The sequence below is a fragment of the Janthinobacterium fluminis genome (assembly GCF_028595325.1).
In the GTDB taxonomy this organism is placed as follows: Bacteria; Pseudomonadota; Gammaproteobacteria; order Burkholderiales; family Burkholderiaceae_D; genus Janthinobacterium; species Janthinobacterium fluminis.
On record NZ_JAQQXR010000002.1, the window covers coordinates 258,162 to 283,813 of the forward strand.

Below are 25,652 nucleotides of genomic sequence, written 5' to 3' on the forward strand. Positions count from 1 at the left end.
GCATGGAACAGTCGGCCCAAGCACCCAGCCGGCCGCGCGGACGGCCGGCGCGGCCCGAGCACGAGTTGCGCGACGCCGCGCTGCGGGCCGCCACCTGGTTGCTGCTGAACGAGGGGTATGCGGCGACGACGATGGAAGCCGTGGCGAAGCATGCCGGCGTGGCGAAAAAATCGCTGTACAAGTACGCCGCCAACCGGGAGGAGCTGGTCACGCTGGTGATACGGAGCTGGACGGATGCGTTCGTGCCGGCCTTCGAGGTGGAGGTGGCGTCGGCGCAGCAGGTGCTGCCGGCGCTGGCGGAGATACTGCAGGCCATGGCGGCGCGCGTGCTGTCGGCCGACGCCGTCGGCATGTTCCGTCTGCTGAGCACGCAGTTTCCGGCCCATGCGGAGATGCTGGCCGTGTATCAGCGCAATGGCATCGAGCGCAGCACGGCGCTGTTGTGCGAGTGGTTCGAGCGCCAGCGCGACCGCGGGCTGGTGCGGGTGGAGGACCCGCGCGCGCTGTGCGGCTTGCTGCTGTCGATGGTGATCGCCGAACCGCTGCGGCAGATGGCGCTGGGCTTGATCGCGCCCGCGCCGCAGTGGGACGTGGCGCCGCGCGTGCAGGCGGCGCTGCGGCTGCTGGGCGGGCAGGCGTTTGCCGTGACCGCGGCCTAGGCGTTCACCACCGCGGCGCCGGCGAGGAAGGCGGCGATGAGGGGATTGACGGCCTGGCTGTGGCTGATCGGCGCCATGTGGCCGCCCTTGGTCTGGACCGCCGCCGCGTTCGGCAGCGCCGCGGCCAGCCGTTCGGCCAGGCGGCGCGTCGAGGCCGGGCTGTTCTGGCCGGACATGACCAGCGCCGGCAGGTCGAGCCGGGCCATGTCGTCCAGCGTGGCCGCTTCGCCCAGCAGGGCCTGGAAGTCCAGTCTGACCTTGGCGATCTGCGCCGTGAAGCGCTCCTGCTGCGCGCCGCCGAGCGCGTCGAACACGCCCGGGCGGTTCCAGTAGTCGATGAAGATGCGCGCGGCGTCGCGCGGCGTGGCGGCGGCGTCGATGGCGGCGACCACGCCCTCGATGTCGAGGCGGGCCGCGTCGTCCGGCGCCAGCAGGTGGAAGGCCACCGGCTCGAAGACGGCCAGCGACAGCACGCGCCCGCGCATCTGCCGCGCCATGCGCAGCGCCGTCGCGCCGCCGTAGGAGTGGCCGACCAGGTGGAAGGGCTGGCCCGGCGCCAGCCTGGCGGCGATGGCGGCGTTGACGGCGTCCACTTCGTGGGCCAGCGTGAACGCGGCGGCGCCGCTGTCGGCCGGGAAGGGCGATGCGCCGTAGCCGAGCAGGTCCACGGCGATGCAGCGGAAGCTGGCCGCCAGCTGCGCCACCAGTTCGGACCACTGGGCGCGGGAACTCATGGAGCTGTGCAGCAGGACGACGGCAGGCCGCGCGTCGGGCGGCGTTGCTTGGGTGTTCATGGTTGGCTGGCGTATCGAAAAAGAAGACCGCGCATTATAGGGGGGCTTTGCCGGTCCGGTCGATTTTGTTGATCTAGCGCAATGTGTTCCGGACGGAAAGTACTGTCTTGAGGTTTGACAACCATGCTCGCCATGCGGATACTCTTATTTCAGAATTGGTTCCCTTATCGGCACAGGCAAGGCGGGTTGACATGCAAAAACTGAGGTTGGCGTTCGCGCTGGTTTGCTGCTCGCTGGGCTGGGCGGGCGGCGCCGTGGCCGAGGACGGCGTGACGGCGCAGGCCATCAAGATCGGCATGGCGAACGCCACCAGCGGCCCGGCTGCAGGCCTGGGCCTGCAGCTGCGCGCCGGCGCCGGCGCCTACCTGAGCAGGGTCAACGCGGCCGGCGGCGTCCACGGCCGCAACGTCGCGCTGGTCAGCGTCGACGACGGCTACGACCCGCAGCAGTCGGCGGCCGCCACGCACACCTTGATCGAGGCGGACAAGGTGTTCGCCCTGTTCGGCTATGTCGGCACGCCGACGTCGACGGCGGCCGTGCCGATCGCCGCGAAGGCCGGCGTGCCCTATCTGTTTCCGTTCACGGGCGCCGAGTTCCTGCGCAACCCCGTCATTCCCGTCGTGTTCAATTTGCGCGCCTCGTATTTCGACGAGACGGAGGCGCTGGTGGCGCGCCTGACGGGCGAGCTGGGCGTGAAGAAGATTGGCCTGTTCATCCAGGACGACGAGTTCGGCGAGGCCGGCAAGGCCGGCGTCAGCCGCGCGCTGCACAAGCGCCGCCTGAGCGCGGCCATGGAGGCGCGCTACAGCCGCAACACGATCGACATCGAGGTCGGGCTGGCGCGCGTCAAGAGCCAGGCGCCGGAGGCGGTGATCTTCATCGGCACCTACCGGCCGCTGGCGGCGCTGGTCAAGAAGGCGCGCGCGGCCGGGCTGAAGACGCGCTTCCTGACGGTGTCCTTCGTCGGCACCAGCGAATTCATCAAGCACGCCGGCGACGCCGGCAACGGCGTCATCATCAGCCAGGTGATGCCCTCGCCGGAGGACGGCGCCGACGCGCTGGTCAAGCAGTACCACGCCGACGTCCTGCCGGCGGCGCGCAACTACGGTTCGCTGGAGGGCTACACCGGCGCCATGGTCCTCGTCGAGGCCTTGAAGCGCTGCGGCCGCGCGCCGACCCGGGCCGGGCTGCTGCGCACGCTGGAGCAGTTGCGGATGGAGGCCGGCGACATCCCCGTTTCCTTCAGCGCGCAACGGCACCAGGGCATGGACCGCGTCTACCTGACGCAGGTGAGGGACGGCAAGGCCGTCCCGTTCAAGAAAGCCGACTGAGGCGGCGCTCAGCGCGCCAGCGGATTCGGCGTCGCCTCCGCGACCTTGAAGAGGATGTTGCGGTCGATGTGGTGGAAGGGCTCGTCCTGGCCCTTGATCAGCATCACGGTGTCCTCCTCGTAACCCCAGCTGCCGTCGGCGTTGATCGTCACCTTGATGCGGTATTCGACCGTCTTGAACGCGTATTCGAGGAAGGGGTTGGAGCGGATGCCGTAGCTGTCGTCGTCGTTGCGGGCCACCAGCTCGAAGCTGGTGGCGTCGGCGGCGGCGCTGCCGGAGGCCATCGCGATCTGCCCGCGCGGGATCGACAGCGTCTGGATCACGGTGCCGGTGGCCGGCTCCCACAGCCAGTAGCCGACCTGCTCGTGATAGGTCTTCACCTGGTCCGGCTTGGTCACGTGGATCTGGTAGCGCAGGCCGTAGAACAACTGCGGGCCGTTGGTGACGGGGTCGATCGGCTGCAGCTCGATGCGCTCGACGAAGGCTTGCTTGCGGGCGCCGTCGGCCTTCGGCTTGATGTCGAGGCCGCGCTCGCCCTGCCAAATGCCGGCCATGCCGCGCAGCGGGCCGAGGTTGGCCAGCGTGTTGCTGTCTATGGCGGAAGGTTCGGTGTAAATATCCTGAGAAAACTGGCTCATCGTTTCATATCCTTGCGTTGGGCTGGAAGAGTTGCACGACGATTGTAAAACATCGGGACCGACTTCAGCGGGCGTGGGTGGCGCGGAACAGCATCGGCGTCACGCCGAAGCGGCGCTCGAAGGCTTTCGACAGCTGGGCCGGCGTGGCGAAGCCGGTGCGCGCGGCGATGTCCTTGAGGGCCACGCGGGCGGCCAGCAGCTGGCGCGCCTGGTCCAGGCGCAGCGTTTCGACGAAGCGGGCCGGCGTCTCGCCGACGGCGGCGCTGAATTTGCGGTGGAAGCTGCGCGCCGACATGGCCACCCGCGCCGCCAGCGCGGGCACGTCGAGCTGTTCCGCCAGATGCTCCTTCATCCATCCGATCAGCGCGGCAAAGGGCGCGCCGGCGCGCGCCTGGGCGTGCAGCATGGGGCTGAACTGCGACTGGTGGCCGGGGCGCCGGGCGTACAGCACGAGGCGGGCGGCGATGGCGTCGCTGACGGCGGCGCCGAGGTCGCGCTCGACCATCGCCAGGCACATGTCGATGCCGGTCGTCACGCCGGCCGAGGTCCACAGGCGGCCGTCTTCGATGTACAGCGCGTCGGCGTCGACCCGCGCGCCCGGGTTGTTGCGCGCCAGCGTGTCGCAGCTGTCCCAATGCGTGGCCACGCGCTTGCCGTCGATCAGGCCGAGCGCGCCCAGCGCCAGCGCGCCGCTGCACACGGAGCCGTAGCGCCGCGCCGTCGCCGCGCAGTCGCGCACCCACAGGCGCACGGCTGGCTCGGCCGCCATGCGCAGCAGGGCGGCCTGCTCGCCGCCGACGATCAAGAGCGTGTGCACGGCGGCCGGCGCCAGCCCGGCCAGCGCGGCGCTGGCGACGCTGACGGCGCTGCTGCTGCGCACGGCGCCGCCCGCCGCGGACAGGATGTGGACGCGGTAGAAGGCGCGGCCGCAGGCGTCGTTGGCGGCCGCGAAGACGGCCGCCGGGCCGCTGACGTCGAGTATCTGCACGCCGTCGAAGGCCAGCAGCGCGATGTGGAGGGAATCGGTCATTGGCAGAATTTAATACATATCCGCTTTTTACGCCAGCGCCGCCAAGCTTCGCTTGGCGGCGTGCCGGGCCGCTCAGAACAGGTGGCGCATGCCGACGTTCAGTTCGCGCGTGCCGCCGGCCGCGCCTATCTGGCCGCCGGCCGGCGCGCCGGCGCTGGCCGTGCGGAAGGTGGCGCCGTTGTCGTTGCCGACCCTGGCCAGCGAGGTGTACAGCGCCGTGCGCTTCGACAGCGCGTAGGTGTAGGCCAGCGCGAATTGCGAGGCGTCGCGGTTGGCGCTCGATTTGTCGTCCTTGCGGATGTACGAGGCCAGCAGCGTGTGCGCGCCCATCGGCACGGTCAGGCCCAGCAGCAGGTCGCGGTTGTCGGCCGTGCCGGTGCCCTTGTTGCTGCCGTAGGCCGCGTGGGCCTTGACGGCGCCGAAGTCGTAGGTGGCGCCGATCAGCGCGCTTTTCGCCTTGTCGCTGGCGTCGCCGTTGTTGGCGCTGTGGTAGGCCAGTTTCACCAGCAGCGGCCCGTTCTGGTAGCCCAGCGCGGCGCCGATGCTGCGCGCCGCGGATGAATTGCCGGCCACCTCGCCCAGGCCGTACAGCAGTTCGGCGCCGAAACCGGAGACGCTCGGCGTGGCGTACTTGAGCGCGTTGTTGATGCGCTTGCCGTTGGTCGGGATCAGGTTGCTGGCGGCGCCGGCGAAGCCGTCGTCCATCGGGTCGATGGCCTTGAACGCGAGGTAGTGCGGCGCGTACTGGCGGCCCAGCGTGACGCTGCCGGCGGCGTCGCTTTTCAGGCCGACGTAGGCTTGGCGGCCGAACAGCAGGCCGCCCTGGTCGGAGGCGCCGGTGTCGGTCAGGATGCCGGCTTCCAGCACGAAGACGGCGGCCAGGCCGTCGCCCAGGTTTTCCGTGCCGCGAAAGCCGAGGCGGCTGCCTTGCAGGATGCCGTCGCGCAGTTTGACTTCATTCGGCTTGAAGGCCGGCAGCGCGGCGCTCGGGGTGTGCGTGCTGGCCTTGCCGCCCGAGATGGACGCCAGGCCGAGGTCGAAGGCGCCGTAGATGCCGACGCTCGATTGGGCCGCGGCGGCGCCGGCGAATGTGCTCAGGATGGCGGCGGCCAGGAGGGATGTTTTCATTGTTTTCCTTGTAGGTTGTTGAGGGTGCTGCGGAACGCCGAATGCTACGGCAGCTTTGTTACAAGATCGTGACGTCTAGATGACTATGGGGCTTGAAAAGCGCCGAAAGTCATCTAGATGTCACGACATCGTAACAATCCCCGACTACGATTGCGTCTGCCGGCAAACGCCCGGCGAACCCCTTCAATCTTATGGAGCCGTACATGTCCGTCACCCACGTTTTCAAACCGCTCGCCGCGCTGCTGACCTTGACGGCGACGCTGGCGCACGCCGACACCACGCTGCTGGTTTACACCGCCCTCGAAGCGGACCAGGTGAAGTCCTATCAAGCCAGGTTCGAGGCCGAGTATCCCGACGTGAAGATCAAGTGGGTGCGCGATTCGACCGGCATCATCACCGCCAAGCTGCTGGCGGAGAAGGCGGCGCCGCAGGCCGACGTCGTCATGGGCGTAGCCGCGACCTCGATCCTGGTGCTGGAAAAGGAGGGCATGCTGCAGCCATACGCGCCCAAGGACATCGACAAGCTGTCCAAGCGCTACGTCGACAACGCCACGCCGCCGAGCTGGGTCGGCATGAACGTCACCGGCGCGGCGATGTGCTTCAACACGGTCGAGGCGGCCAAGCTGGGCCTGAAGAAGCCGGAGACCTGGAAGGACCTGCTCAAGCCCGAGTACAAGGGCAAGATCGTGATGCCGCATCCGGCCTCCAGCGGCACCGGCTTTTTCGACGTGTCGTCCTGGCTGACGATGTTCGGCGAGAAGGACGGCTGGGCCTTCATGGACAGGCTGCACGAGAACATCGGCCAGTACACGCACTCCGGCTCGAAGCCGTGCAAGCAGGCGGCGGCCGGCGAGTTCCCGATCGGGATTTCGTTCGAGTACCGCGCCGCCAAGCTGAAGGAGGGCGGCGCGCCGCTCGACCTGGTGTTCCCGAAAGAGGGCCTGGGCTGGGACGTCGAGGCGACCGCCATCGTCAAGGGGACCCGGCACCTGGAGGCCGCGCGCAAGCTGGCCGATTGGGCGACCTCGAAGGGCGCCGCCGAGCTGTACGCGAAGAACTTCGCCATCGTCGCCCACGCGGGCGTGGCCAAGCCCAGCCCGGCGATCCCGGCCAACTTCGAGCAGATGCTGATCAAGCAGGATTTGCGCTGGTCCTCGCGCGAGCGCGACCGCATCCTGGCCGAGTGGACCAGGCGCTACGACGGCAAGGCCGAGCCGAAGTAAGCGCGGCACGCCGCCCCGACAATTTCAATCCAACACAAAGCGCACGATGAAACAACTCGATTTCCCCGCACCGGCGCAACCGTCCGGCACCGCCCCAGGCGACTGGCTGCGCATCGACCAGGTCAGCAAATCCTTCGGCGCGGCGCGCGTGCTCAACGACGTCACGCTGCCGGTGCGCCAGGGCGAGTTCCTCTGTTTGCTGGGGCCGTCCGGCTGCGGCAAGACGACGCTGCTGCGCATCCTCGCCGGCCTGGAGGCGCAGGACGGCGGCCGCATCCTGATGGGCGGGCGCGACATCGGCGTGCTGCCGCCGGCCCAGCGCGACTACGGCATCGTGTTCCAGTCCTACGCGCTCTTCCCCAACCTGACGGTGGCCGAGAACGTCGCCTACGCGCTGCGCACGCCGCGCCGGCAGCGCGCCGCGCGCGTCGAGGAGCTGCTGGCGCTGGTCGAACTGCCGGGCATGCAGGAGCGCTATCCGGCGCAACTGTCCGGCGGCCAGCAGCAACGCGTGGCGCTGGCGCGCGCGCTGGCCAAGTCGCCCAGCCTGCTGCTGCTCGACGAGCCGCTCTCGGCGCTGGACGCGAAAGTGCGCGAGCACCTGCGCAAGGAGCTGCGCGCGCTGCAGCGCAAGCTCGGCATCACCACCATCATGGTGACCCACGACCAGGACGAGGCGCTGGCGCTGGCCGACACCATCGCCGTGATGCAGCACGGCCGCATCGAGCAACTGGGCACGCCGGAACAGATCTACCGCGCGCCGCAGACGCGCTTCGTCGCCGATTTCGTCGGCCGCGCCAACTGGCTGCCGGTGCGCCTGGACGGCCAGGGCCGGGCCACGCTCGGCCCGCTGTCCTTCGAGGTCGACCTGCCGTTCAGGAACTGCGGCGCGATGGCCTTCTGCCGCCCCGAGGACGTGTTCGTCGAAAAGCAGTGGCACTCCGGCGGCGCGACGGCGATGGCCGTGGTGGAGCGGGTCGAATTCATGGGCGGCCTGCGCCGCGCCGAGCTGGCGCTGTGCGCCGACCGCGACATCCGCATCCTGGCCGACGTGGCGCCCAACGACGCCGGCTACGCGCGCCTGCAGATCGGCCACCGCGTGCCGCTCACCTTCCCCGGCCACAAGCTGCGCTTCTTCATGGACGGCGCGCGATGAGCCGGAGCGCCATGCCCGCCTTCGCGGCGCCGTCGCTGCGCAGCCGCGACGAGCAGGCCGCCGGCCTGCTGGCCTGGCTGCTGGCCGGCGCGCTGCTGCTGTTCATCCTGCTGCCGCTGGCCAGCATCTTCGTCAAGGCCGTGCAGGACCGCGACGGCGCCTTCATCGGCCTGGCCGAAGTGCTGCGCATGCTGGCCGAGCCGCGCATCCAGTCCGCCACGCTGAACAGCCTGGGCCTGGCCGCGCTGACGATGGCCGTGGTGCTGCCGGCGGCGTTCGCCTTCGCCTTTGCGCTGACGCGCTCGCGCATCCCCGGCGCCGCCGCGTTCCGCCTGATTGCCCTGTCGCCGCTGCTGGCGCCGTCGCTGATGCCGGCCATTTCGCTGGTCTACCTGTTCGGCAACCAGGGCCTGCTGAAGGACTGGCTGGGCGCCACCTCGATCTACGGGCCGCTCGGCATCGTCATGGGCGAAGTGTTCTACACCTTTCCGCACGCGCTGCTGATCCTCTGCGCCGCGCTGGCGGTGGCCGACGCGCGCCTGTACGAGGCCGGCACGGCGCTGGGCGCCGGCGTCGCGCGGCGCTTCCTCACCATCACGCTGCCGGGCGCGCGCTACGGCCTGGTGTCCGCCGGCACGCTGGTGTTCACGATGGTGGTGGCCGATTTCGGCGTGCCGAAAGTGATAGGCGGCCAGACCAATGTGCTGGCGCTGGAAGCGTACAAGCAGGTGCTGGGGCAGCAGAACTTCAACCGCGGCGCCGTCATCGGCCTGCTGCTGTTGCTGCCGGCCGTGCTCAGCTTCATCCTCGAGCGCCGCGTCAGCCGCCGCCACGGCGCGACGATGACGGGCAAGTCGGTGCCCTACCGCGCCAAGCCGGCGGCCGGGCGCGACGCCGCGCTGTGGCTGTTCTGCGCGCTGGTGTCGGCCTTCCTGCTGGCGCTGATCGGCGTCGCCGTGGCGGCCGCCTTCATCGACCTGTGGCCGTACAAAATGAGCCTGACGCTGAAGCACTTCGACTTCGAGCAGCTCGACGGCGGCGGCTGGCAAGCCTTCCGCAACAGCCTGGCGGTGGCCGCGTGCAGCGCCGCGCTGGGCAGCGCCGTGGTCTTCCTCACCGCCTACCTGGTGGAAAAGCTGCCGGTGCCGCGCCTGGCCGTGCTGACCATCCGCGGCGTGATCCTGCTGCCGATGGCGGTGCCGGGCATGGTGCTGGGCCTCGGCTACGTGCTGTTCTTCAACGCCCCCGGCAACCCGCTGCACGTGCTGTTCGCCAGCATGACGATGCTGGTGGCCTCGACGGTGGCGCACCTCTACAGCACCGCGCACCTGACAATCACCACCGCGCTGCGCCAGATCGACCCGGAGATGGAGGCGGTGGCGCGCAGCCTGAACCGGCCGTGGTGGCTGAGCTGCGCGCGCGTGACGCTGCCGCTGGCGCTGCCCGCGCTGCTGAACGTGCTGCGCTACCTGTTCGTCTCCAGCATGACCACCGTCAGCTGCGTCATCTTCCTCTACACGCCCGACACCGTGCTGGCCTCGGTGGCCGTGCTGAACATGGACGACGCCGGCGACACCGCCGCCGCCGCCGCGATGGCCACGCTGATCGTCGCCGCCTCCCTGGCCGTCTCGCTGGCGCTGAACGCGCTGGGCTGGTGGTGCGAGCGCCGCGCGCAAATCTGGCGCGCCGCCTGATTCCCTTTTTCTTTCACTGATGACTACCCACTCTATGCACGCTCCCTTGCTTCTCACCCCCGGCCCGCTCGTCACCTCCGCCCGCACCAAAAACGCCATGCTGCACGACTGGGGTTCGTGGGATGGCGACTTCAACGCCCTCACGCGGCGCGTCGGCGAACGCCTGCTGGCCATCATCGACGGCCAGTCCGACTATGTCTGCGTGCCGCTGCAGGGCTCCGGCACCTTCGCCGTCGAGGCGGCGATCGGCAGCCTGCTGCCGCCGGCCGGCAAGCTGCTGGTGCTGTCGAACGGCGCCTACGGCAAGCGCATGGCGCAGCTGACGGCGACCATGGGCCGGCGCGTCGAGACGGCCGACTTCGGCGAAACGGCGCCGGTCGATCCGGCCGTGCTGCGCCAGCGCCTGGAGGACGACCCGGAGATCAGCCATGTCGGCGTGATCCACTGCGAAACCAGCACCGGCATCCTGAACCCGATCGAGGCGATCGCCCGGATGGTGGCGGCGGCCGGGCGCAAGCTGATCATCGATTCGATGAGCGGCTTCGGCGCGCTGCCGCTGTCGAGCAAGACGGTGCCCTTCGAGGCCGTCATCGGCTCCAGCAACAAATGCCTGGAGGGCGTGCCCGGCATGGGCTTCGTGCTGGTCCGCCGCGAGGCGCTGGAACAGGCGGCGGGGCGTTCGCATTCGCTGTCGCTGGACCTGTACGAGCAGTGGCGCTACATGCAAAAGACCGGCCAGTGGCGCTACACGCCGCCGACCCACGTGGTGGCCGCCTTCGACGCCGCGCTGGCGCAGTACGAGGAGGAGGGCGGCGGCCCGGCGCGGCTGGCGCGCTACAGCAACAACTGCGCCACGCTGATCGCGGCGCTGCAGGCGATCGGCCTGCGCTCCTTCCTGCCGGCGCAGATCCAGGCGCCCATCATCGTCACGGTGCACGCGCCGCGGCACCCGGCCTGGAACTTCGGCGAGTTCTACGCCCGCGTCAAGGCGCATGGCGTGCTCCTGTATCCGGGCAAGCTGACCGCCGTCGACACCTTCCGCGTCGGCTGCATCGGCGCCATCGACGCCGCCGACATCGCCCGCGGCGTCGACGCGATCGCCCGCGTGCTGGCCGAGATGGGCATACGCGAATAAGCGGCGCAGTTTTCTTCACACTGAATAGGGATTTGAGATGACAACGATTTTCACCAACACATATCCGGCGCCGCGCTACCGCGGCCCGCTCCAGGCCGTCGTCTTCGACTGGGCCGGCACGATGGTCGACTTCGGCTCCTTCGCGCCGACCCAGGTGCTGATCGACGCCTTCGCCGGCTTCGGCATCGCGGTGTCGCTGGCGGAGGCGCGCCTGCCGATGGGGCTGGCGAAGTGGGACCACATCCGCGCGCTGGGCGACCAGCCGGGCCTGTCGGCGCGCTGGCGCGCCAAATACGGCCGGGCCATGCGCGACGCCGACGTCGACGCCCTGTACGCCGCCTTCCTGCCGCTGCAGGTCGAACGCGTGGCGCAATACTCCGACCCGATCCCCGGCGCGCTCGACGTGCTGGCCGAGCTGCGCGCGCGGCACATCAAAATCGGCTCCTGCTCCGGCTATCCGCGCGTCGTCATGGAGCGCCTGCTGGCCAAGGCGCGCGGCGACGGCCTGCTGGTCGACCACGCCGTCGCCGCCGACGACCTGAAGGCGGGCGGCCGGCCGGGGCCGTGGATGGCGCTGGCGAACGTCGTCGAACTGGGCGTCGGCGAACTGTCGGCCTGCGTCAAGGTGGACGACACCGTGCCCGGCATCGCCGAAGGGTTGGCGGCGCACATGTGGAGCGTCGGCGTGGCCGTCTCCGGCAACGAGCTTGGCCTGGGGCGCGCCGAACTGGCGGCGCTGCCGGCGGACGAGCGCGCGCGGCGGCGCGCGCTGGCCGTGGACAAACTGGCCGGCGCCGGCGCCCACTACGTCATCGACAGCATAGCCGAGCTGCCGCGCGTGCTGGACCTGATCGAAGCGCGCCTGGAGCGCGGCGAGCAGCCGTAAGCGCCGGACAGCCGGGGACAGACCACGATTTTCGGGAAAACATTTCCCGAAAATCGTGGTCTGTCCCCGGCTGCGATGAATTGTGGGACAATCAATTTTGGATTTTTGTTATGGCTGGAGCGTAGTGTAATGGTTGAAAATGCGATTGTTCGTCAGGCCGGCACCACGGTCTGGAAGCAGATCCAGGAGAGCCTGGCGAACGAAATTATGGCCAGCAGGCTGTCGGGGCGCCTGCCCAATGAAACCGCGCTGGCCCAGCATTATTCGGTCAACCGCCACACGGTCCGCCAGGCCGTCAAGGCGCTGGCGGAGCAGGGCATGGTCGAGGTGGTGCACGGCCGCGGCACCTTCGTGCGCGACGATTTCATCGATTACCAGATCGGCCGCCGCACGCGCCTGGCGCACAGCGTCGTCAAGGCGCGCCGCGTCGGCAAGAGCGAGATTCTGCACTGGTCCGGCAAGCGCCCGGGCGCCGAAATCGCCGGCCTGCTGGAGTTGCCCGCCCGCGCCAAGACGCTGGAAATCCATTCCCTCGACGTCCTCGACGGCAAGGTCATCGGCGTGTGTACGCAGTATTTTCCGCTGCCCCGCTTCGACGGCTTCGGCGAGGCTTACGCCAAGGCCGGCAGGACGCATGTGGCGCTGGCCCAGTTCGGCATCGAGCATTTCCAGCGCCGCCTCAGCCGCATCACGGCGCGCCTGCCCAGCCACGAGGTGGCGCAGCAACTGGGCCAGCCGACCGCGCTGCCCATCCTGTACGTCGAGGTCGTCTACGTGGACGAAGCCGGCCGGCCCTTCGAGTACGGCATTTCGCAGTTCAGCAGCAGCGCCGTGCAACTGGTGATCGAACCCGATTGAGGCGCTGTTGTAGCTAAAATACAACTTCTTGGGTGGAAAGTGTTGTATATACCTCTCATCCGGCAATAAGTTCTTGCACTTGCCATTCCCTATGAATTAAATTGGCGGCCTTCAACTAGCCGGCAGTTTTCAGACATCGTCAAGATGCGGGCCAGACCCGGCGCCCGCGCATGTTCCCACCCGTTCGCTCGGCGAACCATTGCGGCGTCAGGATCGACCCAGAGCTACCGGGGGCGGGGAGACACCCGCCCGCGCCAACGGCGCCTGCACAAGAGAAAGCGGAGACAGCTGCTTTGAACACTCTTTGTCCGATTTTATTTAAACGCTAGGGAAGTAAATGATCAAGAAGTCCAAAATGCACAAGCGTCTCGCCTGCACCCACGGCGCGATGCTGGCCCTGAGCGCCGCCATGCCGATCGGCACGGCCGTCGCGCAAACGGCCGCCGCGCCCACCGCCGCGCCGCAACTGGAAACCGTCACGGTCACCGCGCAACGCCGCAAGGAAAACATCCGCGAAGTGCCGGTGTCGGTGACCTTGCTGCGCGATGAAAAACTCGACGTCATGGTGTCCGGCGGGCAGGACATCCGCGTGTTGGCCGGCAAGGTGCCGAGCCTGAACGTGGAATCGTCGAACGGCCGCACCTTCCCCCGTTTCTACATCCGCGGCTACGGCAACACCGACTTCAGCACCTTCGCGTCGCAGCCTGTCTCGCTGATCTACGACGACGTCGTGCAAGAGAACCCTATCCTGAAGGGCTACCCCATCTTCGACCTGGCCGGCGTGGAAGTGCTGCGCGGCCCGCAGGGCACCCTGTTCGGCCGCAACACCCCGGCCGGCGTCGTCAAGTTCGAGTCGGAAAAGCCGAAGCTGACGAAAATCGAGGGCTATTACAACGTCTCGCTGGCCAGCCATATGACGGCCAATTTCGACGGCGCCGTCAACGTTCCGCTGAACAAGGAATGGGCGATGCGCGTCTCGACGCTGCGCCAGCACCGCGACAACTACGTCGATAACAGCTTCACCGGCCGCAAGGATGCGCTGGACGGCTACAACGAACACGCCGAGCGCGTGCAGTTCCTGTATGCGCCGAACGGCAAGTTCAACGCGCTGTTCAATGTGCACCAGCGCACCACGACGGGCAGCTCGCGCCTGTTCAACGCCAACCTGATCAAAAAGGGCACGAACGACATCGTCGACGGCTTCGACGCCGGCCAATCGTTCACCAACGGCCAGAACTTCCAGTACCTGAGCAGCAACGGCGGCAGCGTGCGCCTGAGCTGGGACCTGGACGGCGTCAAGCTGTACTCGATCACCGGCTATGAAGCCGTCGGCAAGTACCTGAGCCGCGGCGACATCGACGGCGGCGTCTTCAAGAACATCCAGCCGAACGCCAACCCGACCCCGTTCGACGTCGAAAGCGCCGGCGGCATCAGCGGCGTCAAGCAGTACACCCAGGAATTCCGCGCCGAGTCGAAAAACGCCGGCCCGTTGAACTGGCAGACCGGCCTGTATTACTTCAACGAAGACGCCAACGGCTACAAGGACAGCTTCAACAGCACCTCGGGCGCGCAACTGGACCACCTGGTCAGCCACCAGAAGAACACGGCCTGGGGCACCTTCGCTTCGGTGAACTACGCGATCAACGACGCGTTCACCGTGCGCGGCGGCCTGCGCTACACCGCCGACAAGAAGGAGTTCAACACGGTCGAGGCGGTCAACGTCGTGCAGATCGGGCCGAAGGGCGTGAGCGAGAGCAAGCACAAGGTCAACTGGGACTTGAGCGGCAGCTACAAGCTGAACAAGGACGTCAACGTGTACGCCCGTATTGCCACCGGCTTCCGCGCGCCGAGCATCGCCGCCGCCAACAAGAACACGCCGATCACCGTGGCCGACGCCGAAACCATCCTCTCCTACGAGGCCGGCATCAAGGCCGACCTGATGAACCGCCGCGCCCGCGTCTCGTTCAGCGTCTACGACTTCGACGTGAAGAACCAGCAGCTGACCGTGGTCGGCGGCAATTCCAACGTCACCCGCCTGATCAACGCGGCCAAGACCAAGGGCCGTGGCGCCGAGCTGGACCTGGAAGGTTTCGTCACGCCGAGCCTGAAAATGTCCATCGGCGGCAGCTATAACTTCACCAAGATCGACGACGCCAGCCTGACGGTTCTTAAATGCAATGGCTGCACGATCACCGACCCGATCAACGCGGCCGGCCTGGTGCAGATCAACGGCAACCCGCTGCCGCAAGCGCCGAAATGGATCGTCAACGGCACCGCCCGTTACTCGATCCCGCTGGCCGACGGCGAGATGTTCGTCTTCACGGACTGGGCTTACCGCAGCAAGATCAACCTGTTCCTGTACGAGGCGGTCGAGTACAGCGCCAAGCCATTGCTGGAAGGCGGCTTGCGCGTGGGTTACACCTGGCAGAGCGGCAAGTATGAAGTGGCCGCCTATGGCCGCAACATCACCAATACCCGCCGTGTCACCGGCGCGATCGACTTCAACAATCTGACCGGCTTCCTCAACGAGCCGCGCATCTGGGGCGTCCAGTTCAAGGGCAATTTCTAAGCCTGAACTAGCCTAGTGTCGAAACAAACCCGCCCAGCCCCGCGCTGCGGCGGGTTTTTTGCATCTGGGCCGCAAGGGCGGGAAAAGAGCGCGGGCGCGGCCCGCTCAAGCCTGCGTCGACGGCGCGCGCGCGTGTTCGTCCAGCACCCGCTCCCAGGCCGGCAGCGCGCGGCGCCAGAAGTCGTCGAGGCTGGCCGCGTCGGCAATCTCCAGGCCGAGAAAGCGCGCCGCCGGCAGCAGCGCCGTGCGCAGCAGCACCTCGGGCGCGGCGCCCGTGTCGAAGGCTTGCGCGCCCGTCTGCTTGGAGAGTTTTTCGCCGTCCGGGTTGGTGACGACGGGCACGTGCAGATACGAGGGATGCGGCAGGCCAAGCAGTTGCTGCAGATAGATTTGCCGCGGCGTCGAGTCGAGCAGATCGGCGCCGCGCACGACGTGGTTGACGCCCTGCGCAGCGTCGTCGACGACGACGGCCAGTTGGTAGGCCCAGAAGCCGTCGGCGCGGCGGATGACGAAGTCGCCCACCGCGTCGGCCAGGTCCTGGCTCAGCGCGCCGTGCCAGCGGTCGGTGTAGTGGATCGTGCTGTGCGCGGGCGGCGGCACGCGCAGGCGCAGCGCGCGCATGGCCTTGCCGGCCGCCATGCCCTGGCGGCAGGTGCCCGGATACACCGGCGCGGCCGCCTGCACGGCGTTGCGGTTCAGGCGCGAGTCGAGGATTTCCTTGCGCGAGCAGGCGCAGGGGTAGAGCGCCGCCCGCAGCGTGTGCGCGGCCGCCTCGTACAGCGCCAGGCGCCGGCTCTGCCAGGTGACCTCACCGTCCCATTGCATGCCGCAGCGCTGCAGCGACGCCAGGATGGCATGGTCGGCGCCGTCCACATTGCGGTCCCAGTCGAGGTCTTCAATGCGCACCAGCCAGGTGCCGCCGTGTACCTTGGCGTCCAGGTAGCTGGCCAGTGCGGCCACCAGCGAACCCAGATGCAGGGTGCCGGTGGGGGAGGGCGCGAAACGCCCGATGTAGCGGGAAGTGTCGGTTTTTGATCTCATTGAAGCCGGAAGGGACTGGAATACAATATTCCTCTATTCTATTCCTTGCGCCCGGTTTCCAGGTCCACTTAGAAGTGGTACTCGGCCCGTATCATCGGCGTTTTGGCCGTGTTGCCGATGCCGCCGGTGGTGGCGTCGGTGTTGCCGAACTTATTGTTCCAGTACTGGTATTGGAGGCCGACGCGGAAGGTATTCTTGGCCTTGCCCATCGCTGCGCCCACGTCGAGCATCAGTTGCATGTCGAGGTTGGTTTCGACGCCCGTTTTGCGGCCCACCTCGTCCGTCCCCTTGGCGTCGATGACGTTGATGTAGCCCTCGAACGACAGCAGCGGCGTCACCGGTATGCCCCACACGGCGTTCAGCATCGCGTGGGTCTTGTAGGTGTAGCGCCCGGTGACATTGGCGATCGGCGCGAAGGCGCCGCTGGGCGCGTTGCTTTCGCGCAAAAGGAAGATGCTGGTGTTGAGGAAGCCCGGCACGTCCCACATCAGCGTCGGGCCCGCCACCAACATGCGCTTGCGCGAGTTGTAGCCGACGTCGTTCTTGGTGTTGATGTCGAAGCCGACGGTCGCGCCGACGCCGCGCACGGGGCCGAAGCGGAGGTCGCCGCCGCGCAGTTTGCCGATGTCGAGCGTGTGGCGGTAGACGATGTAGGCCTCGCTGGCGCCCGAGGTCTGGCCCAGCGAGGCCGGGTCTTTGCTGTCGGACATCAGGTAGTCGACGTTGAGGAAGTTCGTGCCGTACTTGTAGCCGCTGGCGTGGGTCAGCGCGACGATGTTCTTTTTGATGTCTTCCTTGTTGAACGGTTCGCGGAAGGCGCTGCCGGCGCGCCAGCTGATCGATGTGTCGCTCCAGTCGGCCGCCTGGGCGCCCGCCGACAGGCTCAGCATGGCGGCGATGGCGAGACGGGTGGTGGTTGTGTGCACTTGTGACTCCTCTTGACGTTGCAGGGTAAATCATGGCGCCGGCAGCCGCGGCCGCGGTCGGGCAAACCAGGCTGGCCCGGCCATGATGCGAGTAGGCCCGGCGTGCAGGCTTCGCGGTTTTGTAATAGTGGGTATATCAGCTCGGATATAATCATCGCATTTCCGGACAGCCTAGGGGCTGGGACCGGCTTGGATTGCCCGTTAACGCGGCATAAATCGTCACCCTGTGTTGTTTTTACGCTGAAATGTCTGTGCCAGCGCAATATCCCATGCAGAAAAAAATGCCAGATGCCGATACGATAGTTGGCGTTCAGGGCGCCCCGGCGGCGCCGGCATCGGTGGACTTTTGCCGACCGTTAGACAACCACAACAACAGACATGACGACACGCCTGGAACTGCATGACATCAGCAAACGCTATCCCGCCGTGGTGGCCAACGACGCCATTCACCTGACGGTCGAGCCGGGCCAGATCCACGCCGTGTTGGGCGAAAACGGCGCCGGCAAATCGACGCTGATGAAGATCATTTACGGCGCCGTCAAGCCGGACGCGGGCCGCGTGCTGTGGAACGGCAAGGAAGTGCACATCGCCAACCCGGCCGTCGCGCGCGAGCTGGGTATCGCCATGGTGTTCCAGCATTTTTCGCTGTTCGACACGCTCACCGTGACGGAGAACATCGCCCTCGGCCTGCCGGCCGACACCAGGCTGGACGAGCTGGCCCGGCGCATCGAGGCGACGGCCAGCCAGTACGGCCTGGAGCTGGAGCCGCAGCGCCATGTGCACACGCTGTCCGTGGGCGAGTGCCAGCGCGTCGAAATCGTCCGCGCCCTGCTGGCCAAGCCGCAACTGCTGATCCTCGACGAGCCGACCTCGGTGCTGACGCCGGCCGCCGTCGAGAAGCTGTTCGGCACGCTGCGCCAGCTCGCCGCCGAGGGTTGCAGCATCCTCTACATCAGCCACAAGCTCGATGAAATCCGCGCGCTGTGCCACGCCTGCACGGTGGTGCGCGCCGGCAAGAACACCGGCGTCTGCGACCCGCGCGAAGAGTCGGCCGCCAGCCTGTCGCGGATGATGATCGGTTCCGAGCCGCCGGCCATCGCGCGCGCGGCGCGCGCCCCCGGCGCGGCCATGCTGGACGTGAATCAGCTGTGCCTGCCGAAAAGCCACCCGTTCGCCACCGAGCTGCAAGACATTTGCCTGAGGGTGCGCGGCGGCGAAATCGTCGGCCTGGCCGGCGTCTCCGGCAATGGCCAGCAAGAGTTGCTGGCGGCGCTGTCGGGCGAAGACCGGCGCGCGGCCGCCGATTCGATCATGCTGTGCGGCACGCCGGCCGGGCGCCTGCCGCCGGGCCGGCGCCGCGCCCTCGGCTTCGGCTTCGTGCCGGAGGAGCGCCTCGGCCGCGGCGCCGTGCCGGAGATGTCGCTGGCCGACAATGTGATGCTGAGCCTGCAAACCAAGGCCACCATCTGGCGCGGCTTCGTGCGCGGCCGCGCCATCGTCGACATGGCGGCGGCCATCATCGCCCGCTTCGGCGTCAAGGCCGCCGGCCCGCACGCGCCGGCGCGCAGCCTGTCGGGCGGCAATCTGCAAAAATACATCGTCGGGCGCGAAGTGATGCGCAAGCCGAGCGTGCTGGTCGTCGCGCAACCGACCTGGGGCGTCGACGTCGGCGCCGCCGCGCAAATCCGCGCCGAGCTGGTGGCCCTGCGCGACGCCGGCTGCGCGCTGTTGATTATTTCCGAGGAGCTGGACGAATTGTTTGACATTGCCGACCGCCTGCATGTGATCGCGAAGGGGCGGCTGTCGCCGTCGATAGACACGGCCGACGCCAGCGTCGCGCTGATCGGCCAGTGGATGAGCGGGCTGTGGTCGCCGGCGGCGGGGGGCGCGCATGTTTAAGCTGGAAGCGCGGGCCACGCCGTCGGCCGCGATGTCGTGGTGCTCGCCGCTGCTGGCCTTGTTGTTGACGGTGCTGTGCGGCGCCTTGCTGTTCCTCGCCCTGGGCAAGGATCCGCTGGCCGGCCTGGCCGTGTTCTTCTGGGAGCCGATGAAGGACTTGCACGGCCTGTCCGAGCTGGGCGTGAAAGTGGCGCCGCTGCTGTTGATCGCCGTCGGCCTGGCCGTCTGCTACCGCGCCAACGTCTACAACATCGGCGCCGAGGGCCAGTTCGTCGTCGGCGCCGTCAGCGGCGGCGCGGCGGCCCTGTATTGCGACGCCGTCGGCGCCGGCGGCGGCGCCGCCATCGCGCTGGCGCTGCTGGCCGGCATGGCCGGCGGCATGGCCTGGGCCGGCGTCACGGCCTACTTGCGCGACCGCTTCAACGCCAACGAAATCCTGGTGTCGCTGATGCTCGTCTACATCGCCCAACTGCTGCTGAGCTACCTCGTGTACGGCGTGCTGAAAGACCCCGAGGGCTTCAACTTCCCGCAGTCGAAGCTGCTGTCGGACGCGCTGCTGCTGCCGAACGTGATTCCCGGCACCCGCCTGCACCTGGGCATCGTGCTGGCGCTGCTGGCCGCCGTCGGCGGCTGGCTGTTCCTGTCGAAAAGCGTCGCCGGCTTCCGCCTGCGCGTCGGCGGCATGGCGCCGGCCGCCGCCCGCTACGCCGGATTCTCGGCGCGCAAATCGCTGTGGACCTCGATGCTGCTGTGCGGCGCGCTGGCCGGCCTGGCCGGCAGTTGCGAAGTGCTGGGGCCGCTGGGGCAGTTGACGCCGTCGGTGTCGCCCGGCTACGGCTTCGCCGCCATCATCGTCGCCTACGTCGGCCGCCTGCACCCGCTCGGCGTGGTCTTCTCCAGCTTCATCATGGCCATGTTCTACATCGGCGGCGAACTGGCGCAGTCGCGCCTGGGCCTGCCGAGCGCCATCACCGGCGTCTTCCAGGGCGTGCTGCTGTTCGCGCTGCTGGCCTGCGACGTGCTGATCCACTACAAACTACGTTTCAGCGGGAGCAAATAATGGACACGATCGCCCTGCTGGTGGCCGCCAGCATCAACGCCGGCACCCCCCTGATGCTGGCCGCCCTCGGCCTGCTCATCAATGAAAAATCCGGCGTCGTCAACCTCGGCGCCGAGGGCATGATGCTGGTCGGCGCCGTCGTCGGCTTCGCCGTCGCCATCCACAGCGGCAACGCCGCGCTGGGCTTCGCCGCCGGCGCCGCCGCCAGCGTCGTGCTGGCCGCCTTCTTCGCCTGGATGACGGTGTGGCTGGGCACCAACCAATACGCCACCGGCCTGGCGCTGGCCCTGTTCGGCGCCGGCGCCTCGACCTACATCGGCATCAATTACGTCGGCAACAGCCTGAAAAACGGCAAATTCGGCGTGCCCTTCCTGGAAGACATCCCCTTCCTCGGGCCGGCCCTGTTCACCCAGCACCCGATGGTCTACCTGGCGCTGCTGCTGTGCGCCGGCACCGCCTGCTTCCTGTACCGCAGCCGCGCCGGCCTGGTGCTGCGCGCCGTCGGCGAATCGCCGGCCTCGGCCCACGCGCTCGGCTACAAGGTGCGCCGCATCCGCCTCGGCGCCATCCTGTTCGGCGGCGCCTGCTGCGGCCTGGCCGGCGCCTTCATGTCGCTGGTCTACACTCCGCTGTGGGTGGAAAACATGGTGGCCGGGCGCGGCTGGATCGCGCTGGCGCTGACCACCTTCGCCACTTGGCGGCCGGCGCGCGTGGCCGGCGGCGCCTACCTGTTCGGCGGCATCACCATCCTGACCTACACGGTGCAGGGGCAGGGCGTGGCGGTGGCCTCGCAATTGCTGGCGATGCTGCCCTATCTGGCCACCATCGTCGTGCTGGTGCTGATATCGAGCAACGCCAATTACATCAAGCTGAACATGCCGGCGTCGCTGGGGAAAAATTTCCATCCGGGCCAGTAAAGCGGCCGGGGCAATGCAGTGGCAGCGCCGTTTTCTCCCCCGCGGCGAGGCTGGAATTATGTGGCGGGAGTCAACACGAGGAAAATCATGTCCAAAAAAATCTTGCGCGCCGCGCTCAGCACGGCCATCCTGCTGCCCGCCGCGGCCCTGTGCGCGGCGGCGCCCGCCGCCGCGCCGCTGAACGTCGGCTTCGTCTACATCAGCCCGATCGGCGACGCCGGCTGGACCATGCAGCATGACCTCGCGCGCAAGGAAATGGAAAAGGCGCTGGGCGCGAAGATCAGCACCAAGTTCGTCGAAAACGTGCCCGAGGGCGCCGATTCCGAGCGCGTCATCCGCGACCTGGCGCAGCAGGGCAGCAAGCTGGTCATCACCACCTCGTTCGGCTATATGAACCCGACCTTGAAAGTGGCCAAGCAATTCCCTGACGTCAAATTCATCCATTTGACCGGCTACAAGACGGCGGCCAACGTCGCCAACACCAACGCCCGTTTCTACGAGGGCCGCTACCTCGCCGGCGTGCTGGCCGGGAAAATGAGCAAGACCCACACGGCCGGCTACGTGGCCGCCTTCCCCATCCCGGAAGTGTTGCAGGGCGTGAACGCATTCGCGCGCGGCATGCGCAGCGTCGACCCGAAAGCGGAAGTGAAGGTGATCTGGGTCAATAGTTGGTTTGATCCGGGCAAGGAGCGCGACGCCGCCATTACACTGCTGGGGCAAGGGGCCGACGTCGTCACCCACCACACGGATTCGACGGCCGTCGTGCAGGCGGCCGAGGAAAAGGGCAAATACGCGATCGCCTACCATTCGGACATGAAAAAATACGCGCCGAAGGCGCAACTTGGTGCCGTAACGCATCATTGGGGTGCATACTATACGCAGGCGGCGCAGGCCGTCATCGCCGGCACCTGGAAGCCGGGCAGCGTCTGGGGCGGCATCAAGGACGGCATGGTCAAGCTGGAAGGCATCAACGGGGCCGTGCCGGCCGAGGTCAGGAAATTCCTCGCGGCGCGGGAAAAAGAGCTCGTCAGCGGCGCGCTGACGCCGTTCGCCGGGCCGCTGAAAGACAATGAAGGCAAGGTCCGCCTCGACAAGGGCACGCTCGGCGACGAGGCCCTGAACAAGATGGATTACTTCGTCGAAGGCGTGGTGGGCAAGGTGGGCAACAAATAAGGCTGCGGGGGCCGCCCGGTCCCCGCCGCCGCTGGCAGACTGCATCGATCGATGGTCCGGATCGCCAATCGGACCAAGCCGGACCGGCGCCGGTCCGGCACGGGAGGAGAATAATTTCATGGACAGACTGGAAATATTCAAAAGCATCGCGACGCGGGCCGGCAAAGGCGAACTGACCTTCCCGGCCAACGTCAACGCCACGCTGAAGCTGCAAGAGGCGCTCGACGACCCCGACTGCCACATCGACGCGGCCGCCAAAATGGTGACGGCCGAGCCGGTGCTGTCGGCGCGCACCGTGGCCATCGCCAACTCGGCCGCCTACAACCGCAGCGGCGACGAAATCACCAGCGTGCGGGTGGCCGTCAACCGGCTCGGCTTCCGCACCCTGAAAGCGATGGTCGCCGCCGTCATCGTGCGCCAGCTGGGCAGCGGCATCAGCGACCCGGTCCTGCGCGCCAAGGCGGCGCGGCTGTGGGAGCACACGGCCCACGTGGCCGCGCTGGCCCAGGTGCTGGCCAAGAAAGTGAGCCGCATCGACGCCGAGACGGCGATGTTCGCCGCCATCGTCCATGAAGTGGGCGGCTTCTACCTGCTGTCGCAGGCCGAGAGCTACCCCGGCCTGCTCGACGACAACACCGAAGACTGGATCGAATACGGCGAAAAACTGATAGGCCGCGGCGTGCTGCGCCAGCTCGGCGTGCCGGACCAGGTGCTGCAGGCCGTCGAAGGCATGTGGCACGGCGGCAACACGACGCCGCCGCGCACCCTGGGCGACACCCTGCTGCTGGCCAACGACCTGGCGCCCGTCATCTCGCCGCTGCACCCGCCGGAAAGCGCCAACGCCCGCCAGGTGGCGGCGATGATCGACTTCGCGGTCGGCAGCGGCGGCACGCTGCACAGCGTGCTCGACGAATCGGCCGAAGAAATCGAATCGCTGGCCGGCGCGCTGCTGGTATAGCGCCGCGCCAGCCGGGGACAGACCACGATTTTCGGGAAATATTTCCCGAAAATCGTGGTCTGTCCCCTTTTTTACTTACGTCGCGTCAGATGGGGACAGACCACGATTTTGGGGGAAATATTTCCCCGAAAATTGTGGTCTGTCCCCTTTTTTACTTACAATGCCGATCCCATCGTATTTTTACCATAGGATCCCATGTACAAGGTGTTTTCCTCGTTTACCGCGAGCGTTCTGGCCACAAGCCTGGCGCTGGCGTTCCCCGCCCACGCCGCCAATGCCGCCGCGCCCATCGTGCAGGAGGCGCCGCTGCGCGCCCATTTGGCGCTGCTGGCCAGCGACGCGCTGGAAGGCCGCGGCACCGGCCAGCGCGGCGGCGACCTGACCGTCGCCTATCTGGAAAGCCAGGCCATCGTCGCCGGCCTGCAGCCGGTGCGCGGCGGCAGCTACCGCCAGTCCGTCAAGATCGCCGGCGTCAAGGTCTTGCCGGCGGAAAGCAGCATCCACTTGCAAGCCGGCGGCAAGACGCTGCCGATGAGCTACGGCCAGGACTGGGTCTGGATGGCCGGCGACGCCAAGCCGTCGCGCACCCTGGACGCCGAGCTATTGTTCGTCGGCTACGGCATCAGCGCGCCGGAAGAGGGCTGGGACGATTTCAAGGATGTCGATTGCGCGGGCAAGGTGCTGGTGATGATGGTCAACGATCCGGCGCCGACGGCGGCCGAACCGCACCGTTTCGGCGGCAAGGCGCTGACCTATTACGGCCGCTGGACCTATAAGTTCGAGGAGGCGAAGCGACGCGGCGCGGCCGGCGTGCTGTTGATTCACACTAACGCGTCGGCCTCGTATGGCTGGAATGTGGTGCAAAGCAGCTGGGGCACGAGCGAGCGCTTCCAGCTGGCCGAGGGGCGCATCGGCACCGGCATGCAGGGCTGGATCACGGACGCCGCCGCGCGCGCGCTGGCCGGCGCCGGCGGCCAGGATCTGGACGCCTTGCGCGCGGCGGCCGAGCGCAAGGATTTCCGCCCCGTCGCGCTGAACGCCAAGGTCGCCGGCGAGATGAAGTCGGCGGTGCGCGCGGTCGAGCAGTTCAACGTCGCCGGCCTGATCCCCGGCACCGATCCGAAGCTCAAGGACGAGGTGGTGATTTACAGCGCCCACTGGGACCACCTGGGCGTGCAGGCGGGCAGCGGCGACACCATCTTCAACGGCGCCGTCGACAACGCCTCCGGCTCCGCGGCGTTGCTGGCGATGGCCAGGGAAGCGGCCTTGAAGCCGGCGAAACGCAGCCAGATGTTCCTGTGGGTGGCGGCCGAGGAGCAGGGCCTGCTGGGCAGCGCCGCCTACGCCAGCAGCCCGTTGTGGCCGCTGGACAAGACGGCCGCGAATTTGAACCTGGACAGCCTGAATTTCGTCGGCGCCACGCGCGATATCGGCGTCGACGGCAGCGAGCGCAGCGAACTGGGGCAACTGGCGCGGCAGGTGGCCCGGCGCATGGGCATGCGGATCGCCAAGTCCGAACCCGACCTGGCCGGCGGCTACTTCCGCAGCGACCATTTCAGCTTCGCCAAGGCGGGCGTGCCGGCGTTCTCGATCGAGGCCGGGCGCGACTACCTGAAGAACCCGCAGGCGTCGCAAGCCAAGGCGGCCGCGTATGAGGCGCGTTACCACCAGGCCGGCGACGAGTACGACCCGAGCTGGGATCTGTCCGGCATGACCCAGCAGGCGCAATTCACGCTGAACCTGGGGCAGGCCGTGGCGAACGGCGTGAAGATGCCGCAGTGGAAGGCCGGCGACGCCTTCGGCAAGGTGCGCGGCGCGAAGTAAGCGGCGGCGCCGCGGCGGCGCGCAGTCCCCGGATTGGCGCCGCCGTTTTTTTACTAGCGCTTCGGCGCGAGCGTGATGGTGGTGCCGCTCAGGTCTATGCCTTTGATGGCGATGCTGCCGAAGCTGGGCCCGTCCGCGCCGCGCACGCGGATGTTCTGGAAGCTGATTTCGCCGATGGAGCTGGGCAGCCGCAGGGTCAGCGAGCCGTCCTTGCCGACGCTCGCCGCCGCCTGCGCCGGGTCGTAGACGACGTCCTTCATGCTGACGTCCGCTTCGAGAAAACCCAGCATCGGGTGGAGCAGCTTGGCGACATCGCCCCTCACTTCCAGGCCGCGCCTGCGGTCCTGTCCGCTCACCTGCAACAGCAATTGTTCATGCAAGCCCTGCGCCGCGATGCCGCGCAATTGCTCCTCGTCGAGCGGGCGCATGCAGGCGCTGGCGGCGCCGGCCGGCAGCGCTTCGACGGCGCGGCTTTCCAGCGGCGCCAGCATGGCGGTGACGATGGCCGCCGCCATGCGCGCGCTGCGTTGCCTGCGCAGCGCTTCCCGCACGTGCCGGTGCGTGACGAGGTTCCATTCCGCCAGGATGTCGCCGAGACGCTGGCCGGTGCCGCGCTGGCGTTCGATCGCGCTGGCCAGTTGCTCTTCCGAGATCAGCTTTTTCTTGACGAGCAGTTGGCCGATCTGCGATCTGCTGTGGTGGTGTGTCAGCCAGCCCATTTTCCTCTCCCCCTTTGATGTCGGCGCGCCGCGC

At 67.8% G+C, this 25,652-nt stretch carries 22 protein-coding genes; 15 read left to right on the plus strand and 7 right to left on the minus strand.

Annotated elements, in window-relative coordinates; all coding sequences use genetic code 11:
* The first annotated feature begins 2 nt into the window (after nt 1-2).
* A complete protein-coding gene (locus OIK44_RS06940) occupies nt 3-659 on the plus strand; it encodes a TetR/AcrR family transcriptional regulator (protein ID WP_273669996.1) in 657 nt (218 codons plus the stop codon).
* Here OIK44_RS06940 and OIK44_RS06945 read toward each other — a convergent pair.
* Nucleotides 656-1,453, minus strand: a complete 798-nt coding sequence (locus tag OIK44_RS06945; RefSeq protein ID WP_273669997.1) for an alpha/beta fold hydrolase — start codon at nt 1,451-1,453, stop codon at nt 656-658. The two genes, OIK44_RS06940 and OIK44_RS06945, sit on opposite strands and share 4 nt — an antisense overlap.
* A gap of 191 nt (nt 1,454-1,644) precedes the next feature.
* On the opposite strand from OIK44_RS06945, the gene OIK44_RS06950 reads away from it, so the two are divergent.
* Nucleotides 1,645-2,784, plus strand: a complete 1,140-nt coding sequence (locus OIK44_RS06950; protein ID WP_273669998.1) for an ABC transporter substrate-binding protein — start codon at nt 1,645-1,647, stop codon at nt 2,782-2,784.
* 8 nt (nt 2,785-2,792) lie between these two features.
* Here the strand turns inward: OIK44_RS06950 and OIK44_RS06955 are convergent, their stop codons facing one another.
* The 3 genes from OIK44_RS06955 to OIK44_RS06965 all read right to left on the minus strand — a co-directional run bounded on the left by OIK44_RS06955 (nt 2,793) and on the right by OIK44_RS06965 (nt 5,580).
* A complete protein-coding gene (locus tag OIK44_RS06955) occupies nt 2,793-3,422 on the minus strand; it encodes an FABP family protein (protein ID WP_273669999.1) in 630 nt (209 codons plus the stop codon).
* Between the two features lie 64 nt (nt 3,423-3,486).
* A complete protein-coding gene (locus tag OIK44_RS06960; RefSeq protein ID WP_273670000.1) occupies nt 3,487-4,452 on the minus strand; it encodes a GlxA family transcriptional regulator in 966 nt (321 codons plus the stop codon).
* A gap of 72 nt (nt 4,453-4,524) precedes the next feature.
* Nucleotides 4,525-5,580: a porin gene (locus OIK44_RS06965; protein ID WP_273670001.1), complete on the minus strand. Its 1,056-nt coding sequence runs from the start codon at nt 5,578-5,580 to the stop codon at nt 4,525-4,527.
* A 203-nt stretch (nt 5,581-5,783) separates the two neighbouring features.
* Between OIK44_RS06965 and OIK44_RS06970 the strand changes: the two genes are divergently transcribed.
* From OIK44_RS06970 to OIK44_RS07000, 7 genes are all read left to right on the plus strand, one after another.
* Nucleotides 5,784-6,803, plus strand: a complete 1,020-nt coding sequence (locus OIK44_RS06970; protein ID WP_273670002.1) for a putative 2-aminoethylphosphonate ABC transporter substrate-binding protein — start codon at nt 5,784-5,786, stop codon at nt 6,801-6,803.
* A 46-nt stretch (nt 6,804-6,849) separates the two neighbouring features.
* Nucleotides 6,850-7,959, plus strand: a complete 1,110-nt coding sequence (locus tag OIK44_RS06975) for a putative 2-aminoethylphosphonate ABC transporter ATP-binding protein (protein ID WP_273670003.1) — start codon at nt 6,850-6,852, stop codon at nt 7,957-7,959.
* Nucleotides 7,956-9,653: a putative 2-aminoethylphosphonate ABC transporter permease subunit gene (locus OIK44_RS06980; RefSeq protein WP_273670004.1), complete on the plus strand. Its 1,698-nt coding sequence runs from the start codon at nt 7,956-7,958 to the stop codon at nt 9,651-9,653. The genes OIK44_RS06975 and OIK44_RS06980 overlap by 4 nt, the downstream gene beginning before the upstream one ends.
* Nucleotides 9,654-9,687: 34 nt before the next feature.
* The gene (locus OIK44_RS06985) at nt 9,688-10,788 is read left to right on the plus strand and encodes a 2-aminoethylphosphonate--pyruvate transaminase (RefSeq protein WP_420213830.1); all 1,101 of its coding nucleotides are present in this window, start codon (nt 9,688-9,690) and stop codon (nt 10,786-10,788) included.
* Between the two features lie 37 nt (nt 10,789-10,825).
* Nucleotides 10,826-11,674 carry a phosphonoacetaldehyde hydrolase gene (gene phnX, locus OIK44_RS06990; RefSeq protein WP_273670006.1) on the plus strand — a complete coding sequence of 283 codons (849 nt, stop codon included), beginning with the start codon at nt 10,826-10,828 and terminating at the stop codon, nt 11,672-11,674.
* Nucleotides 11,675-11,803: 129 nt separating this feature from the next.
* Nucleotides 11,804-12,532: a phosphonate metabolism transcriptional regulator PhnF gene (gene phnF / locus OIK44_RS06995; protein WP_273670007.1), complete on the plus strand. Its 729-nt coding sequence runs from the start codon at nt 11,804-11,806 to the stop codon at nt 12,530-12,532.
* Between the two features lie 337 nt (nt 12,533-12,869).
* Nucleotides 12,870-15,101 (plus strand): TonB-dependent receptor, encoded by a 2,232-nt coding sequence (locus OIK44_RS07000; RefSeq protein WP_273670008.1) that lies wholly within the window; start codon nt 12,870-12,872, stop codon nt 15,099-15,101.
* Between the two features lie 105 nt (nt 15,102-15,206).
* Here the strand turns inward: OIK44_RS07000 and gluQRS are convergent, their stop codons facing one another.
* The gene (gene gluQRS, locus OIK44_RS07005; protein ID WP_273670009.1) at nt 15,207-16,142 is read right to left on the minus strand and encodes a tRNA glutamyl-Q(34) synthetase GluQRS; all 936 of its coding nucleotides are present in this window, start codon (nt 16,140-16,142) and stop codon (nt 15,207-15,209) included.
* A gap of 68 nt (nt 16,143-16,210) precedes the next feature.
* Complete coding sequence (locus OIK44_RS07010) at nt 16,211-17,032, minus strand: outer envelope protein (RefSeq protein ID WP_273670355.1); 822 nt, start codon at nt 17,030-17,032, stop codon at nt 16,211-16,213.
* Between the two features lie 414 nt (nt 17,033-17,446).
* Between OIK44_RS07010 and OIK44_RS07015 the strand changes: the two genes are divergently transcribed.
* The 6 genes from OIK44_RS07015 (at nt 17,447) to OIK44_RS07040 (ending at nt 24,899) form a co-directional block, all read left to right on the plus strand.
* Nucleotides 17,447-18,967, plus strand: coding sequence for an ABC transporter ATP-binding protein (locus OIK44_RS07015; RefSeq protein WP_273670010.1), 1,521 nt, complete (start codon nt 17,447-17,449; stop codon nt 18,965-18,967).
* On the plus strand, nt 18,960-20,027 hold the full coding sequence (locus OIK44_RS07020; RefSeq protein WP_273670011.1) for an ABC transporter permease: 1,068 nt from the start codon (nt 18,960-18,962) through the stop codon (nt 20,025-20,027). The genes OIK44_RS07015 and OIK44_RS07020 overlap by 8 nt, the downstream gene beginning before the upstream one ends.
* Entirely contained in the window at nt 20,027-20,944 is a 918-nt protein-coding gene (locus tag OIK44_RS07025; protein ID WP_273670012.1) for an ABC transporter permease, read from the plus strand. The genes OIK44_RS07020 and OIK44_RS07025 overlap by 1 nt, the downstream gene beginning before the upstream one ends.
* Before the next feature lie 87 nt (nt 20,945-21,031).
* Complete coding sequence (locus OIK44_RS07030; protein WP_273670013.1) at nt 21,032-22,117, plus strand: BMP family ABC transporter substrate-binding protein; 1,086 nt, start codon at nt 21,032-21,034, stop codon at nt 22,115-22,117.
* 118 nt (nt 22,118-22,235) lie between these two features.
* Nucleotides 22,236-23,075, plus strand: coding sequence for an HDOD domain-containing protein (locus OIK44_RS07035; RefSeq protein ID WP_273670014.1), 840 nt, complete (start codon nt 22,236-22,238; stop codon nt 23,073-23,075).
* Nucleotides 23,076-23,270: 195 nt separating this feature from the next.
* Nucleotides 23,271-24,899 (plus strand): M28 family peptidase, encoded by a 1,629-nt coding sequence (locus OIK44_RS07040; RefSeq protein WP_273670015.1) that lies wholly within the window; start codon nt 23,271-23,273, stop codon nt 24,897-24,899.
* A 53-nt stretch (nt 24,900-24,952) separates the two neighbouring features.
* Here the strand turns inward: OIK44_RS07040 and OIK44_RS07045 are convergent, their stop codons facing one another.
* A complete protein-coding gene (locus OIK44_RS07045; RefSeq protein ID WP_273670016.1) occupies nt 24,953-25,618 on the minus strand; it encodes a cyclic di-GMP-binding domain-containing protein, MshE-related in 666 nt (221 codons plus the stop codon).
* Nucleotides 25,619-25,652: the final 34 nt, after the last annotated feature.

Excerpts from the sequence above, each read along its gene's own strand:
- OIK44_RS06970 (WP_273670002.1), top strand. The coding sequence starts at position 5,784 with ATGTCCGTCACCCACGTTTTCAAACCGCTCGCCGCGCTGCTGACCTTG.
- OIK44_RS07030 (WP_273670013.1), top strand. The coding sequence starts at position 21,032 with ATGTCCAAAAAAATCTTGCGCGCCGCGCTCAGCACGGCCATCCTGCTG.
- OIK44_RS07000 (WP_273670008.1), top strand. The coding sequence starts at position 12,870 with ATGATCAAGAAGTCCAAAATGCACAAGCGTCTCGCCTGCACCCACGGC.
- OIK44_RS06965 (WP_273670001.1), bottom strand. The coding sequence starts at position 5,580 with ATGAAAACATCCCTCCTGGCCGCCGCCATCCTGAGCACATTCGCCGGC.
- OIK44_RS06975 (WP_273670003.1), top strand. The coding sequence starts at position 6,850 with ATGAAACAACTCGATTTCCCCGCACCGGCGCAACCGTCCGGCACCGCC.
- OIK44_RS06950 (WP_273669998.1), top strand. The coding sequence starts at position 1,645 with ATGCAAAAACTGAGGTTGGCGTTCGCGCTGGTTTGCTGCTCGCTGGGC.
- OIK44_RS06980 (WP_273670004.1), top strand. The coding sequence starts at position 7,956 with ATGAGCCGGAGCGCCATGCCCGCCTTCGCGGCGCCGTCGCTGCGCAGC.
- OIK44_RS07040 (WP_273670015.1), top strand. The coding sequence starts at position 23,271 with ATGTACAAGGTGTTTTCCTCGTTTACCGCGAGCGTTCTGGCCACAAGC.
- OIK44_RS06955 (WP_273669999.1), bottom strand. The coding sequence starts at position 3,422 with ATGAGCCAGTTTTCTCAGGATATTTACACCGAACCTTCCGCCATAGAC.
- OIK44_RS06945 (WP_273669997.1), bottom strand. The coding sequence starts at position 1,453 with ATGAACACCCAAGCAACGCCGCCCGACGCGCGGCCTGCCGTCGTCCTG.
- phnX (WP_273670006.1), top strand. The coding sequence starts at position 10,826 with ATGACAACGATTTTCACCAACACATATCCGGCGCCGCGCTACCGCGGC.
- phnF (WP_273670007.1), top strand. The coding sequence starts at position 11,804 with ATGGTTGAAAATGCGATTGTTCGTCAGGCCGGCACCACGGTCTGGAAG.
- OIK44_RS07025 (WP_273670012.1), top strand. The coding sequence starts at position 20,027 with ATGGACACGATCGCCCTGCTGGTGGCCGCCAGCATCAACGCCGGCACC.
- OIK44_RS07045 (WP_273670016.1), bottom strand. The coding sequence starts at position 25,618 with ATGGGCTGGCTGACACACCACCACAGCAGATCGCAGATCGGCCAACTG.
- gluQRS (WP_273670009.1), bottom strand. The coding sequence starts at position 16,142 with ATGAGATCAAAAACCGACACTTCCCGCTACATCGGGCGTTTCGCGCCC.
- OIK44_RS07020 (WP_273670011.1), top strand. The coding sequence starts at position 18,960 with ATGTTTAAGCTGGAAGCGCGGGCCACGCCGTCGGCCGCGATGTCGTGG.
- OIK44_RS06985 (WP_420213830.1), top strand. The coding sequence starts at position 9,688 with ATGCACGCTCCCTTGCTTCTCACCCCCGGCCCGCTCGTCACCTCCGCC.
- OIK44_RS07010 (WP_273670355.1), bottom strand. The coding sequence starts at position 17,032 with ATGCTGAGCCTGTCGGCGGGCGCCCAGGCGGCCGACTGGAGCGACACA.
- OIK44_RS07035 (WP_273670014.1), top strand. The coding sequence starts at position 22,236 with ATGGACAGACTGGAAATATTCAAAAGCATCGCGACGCGGGCCGGCAAA.
- OIK44_RS07015 (WP_273670010.1), top strand. The coding sequence starts at position 17,447 with ATGACGACACGCCTGGAACTGCATGACATCAGCAAACGCTATCCCGCC.
- OIK44_RS06940 (WP_273669996.1), top strand. The coding sequence starts at position 3 with ATGGAACAGTCGGCCCAAGCACCCAGCCGGCCGCGCGGACGGCCGGCG.
- OIK44_RS06960 (WP_273670000.1), bottom strand. The coding sequence starts at position 4,452 with ATGACCGATTCCCTCCACATCGCGCTGCTGGCCTTCGACGGCGTGCAG.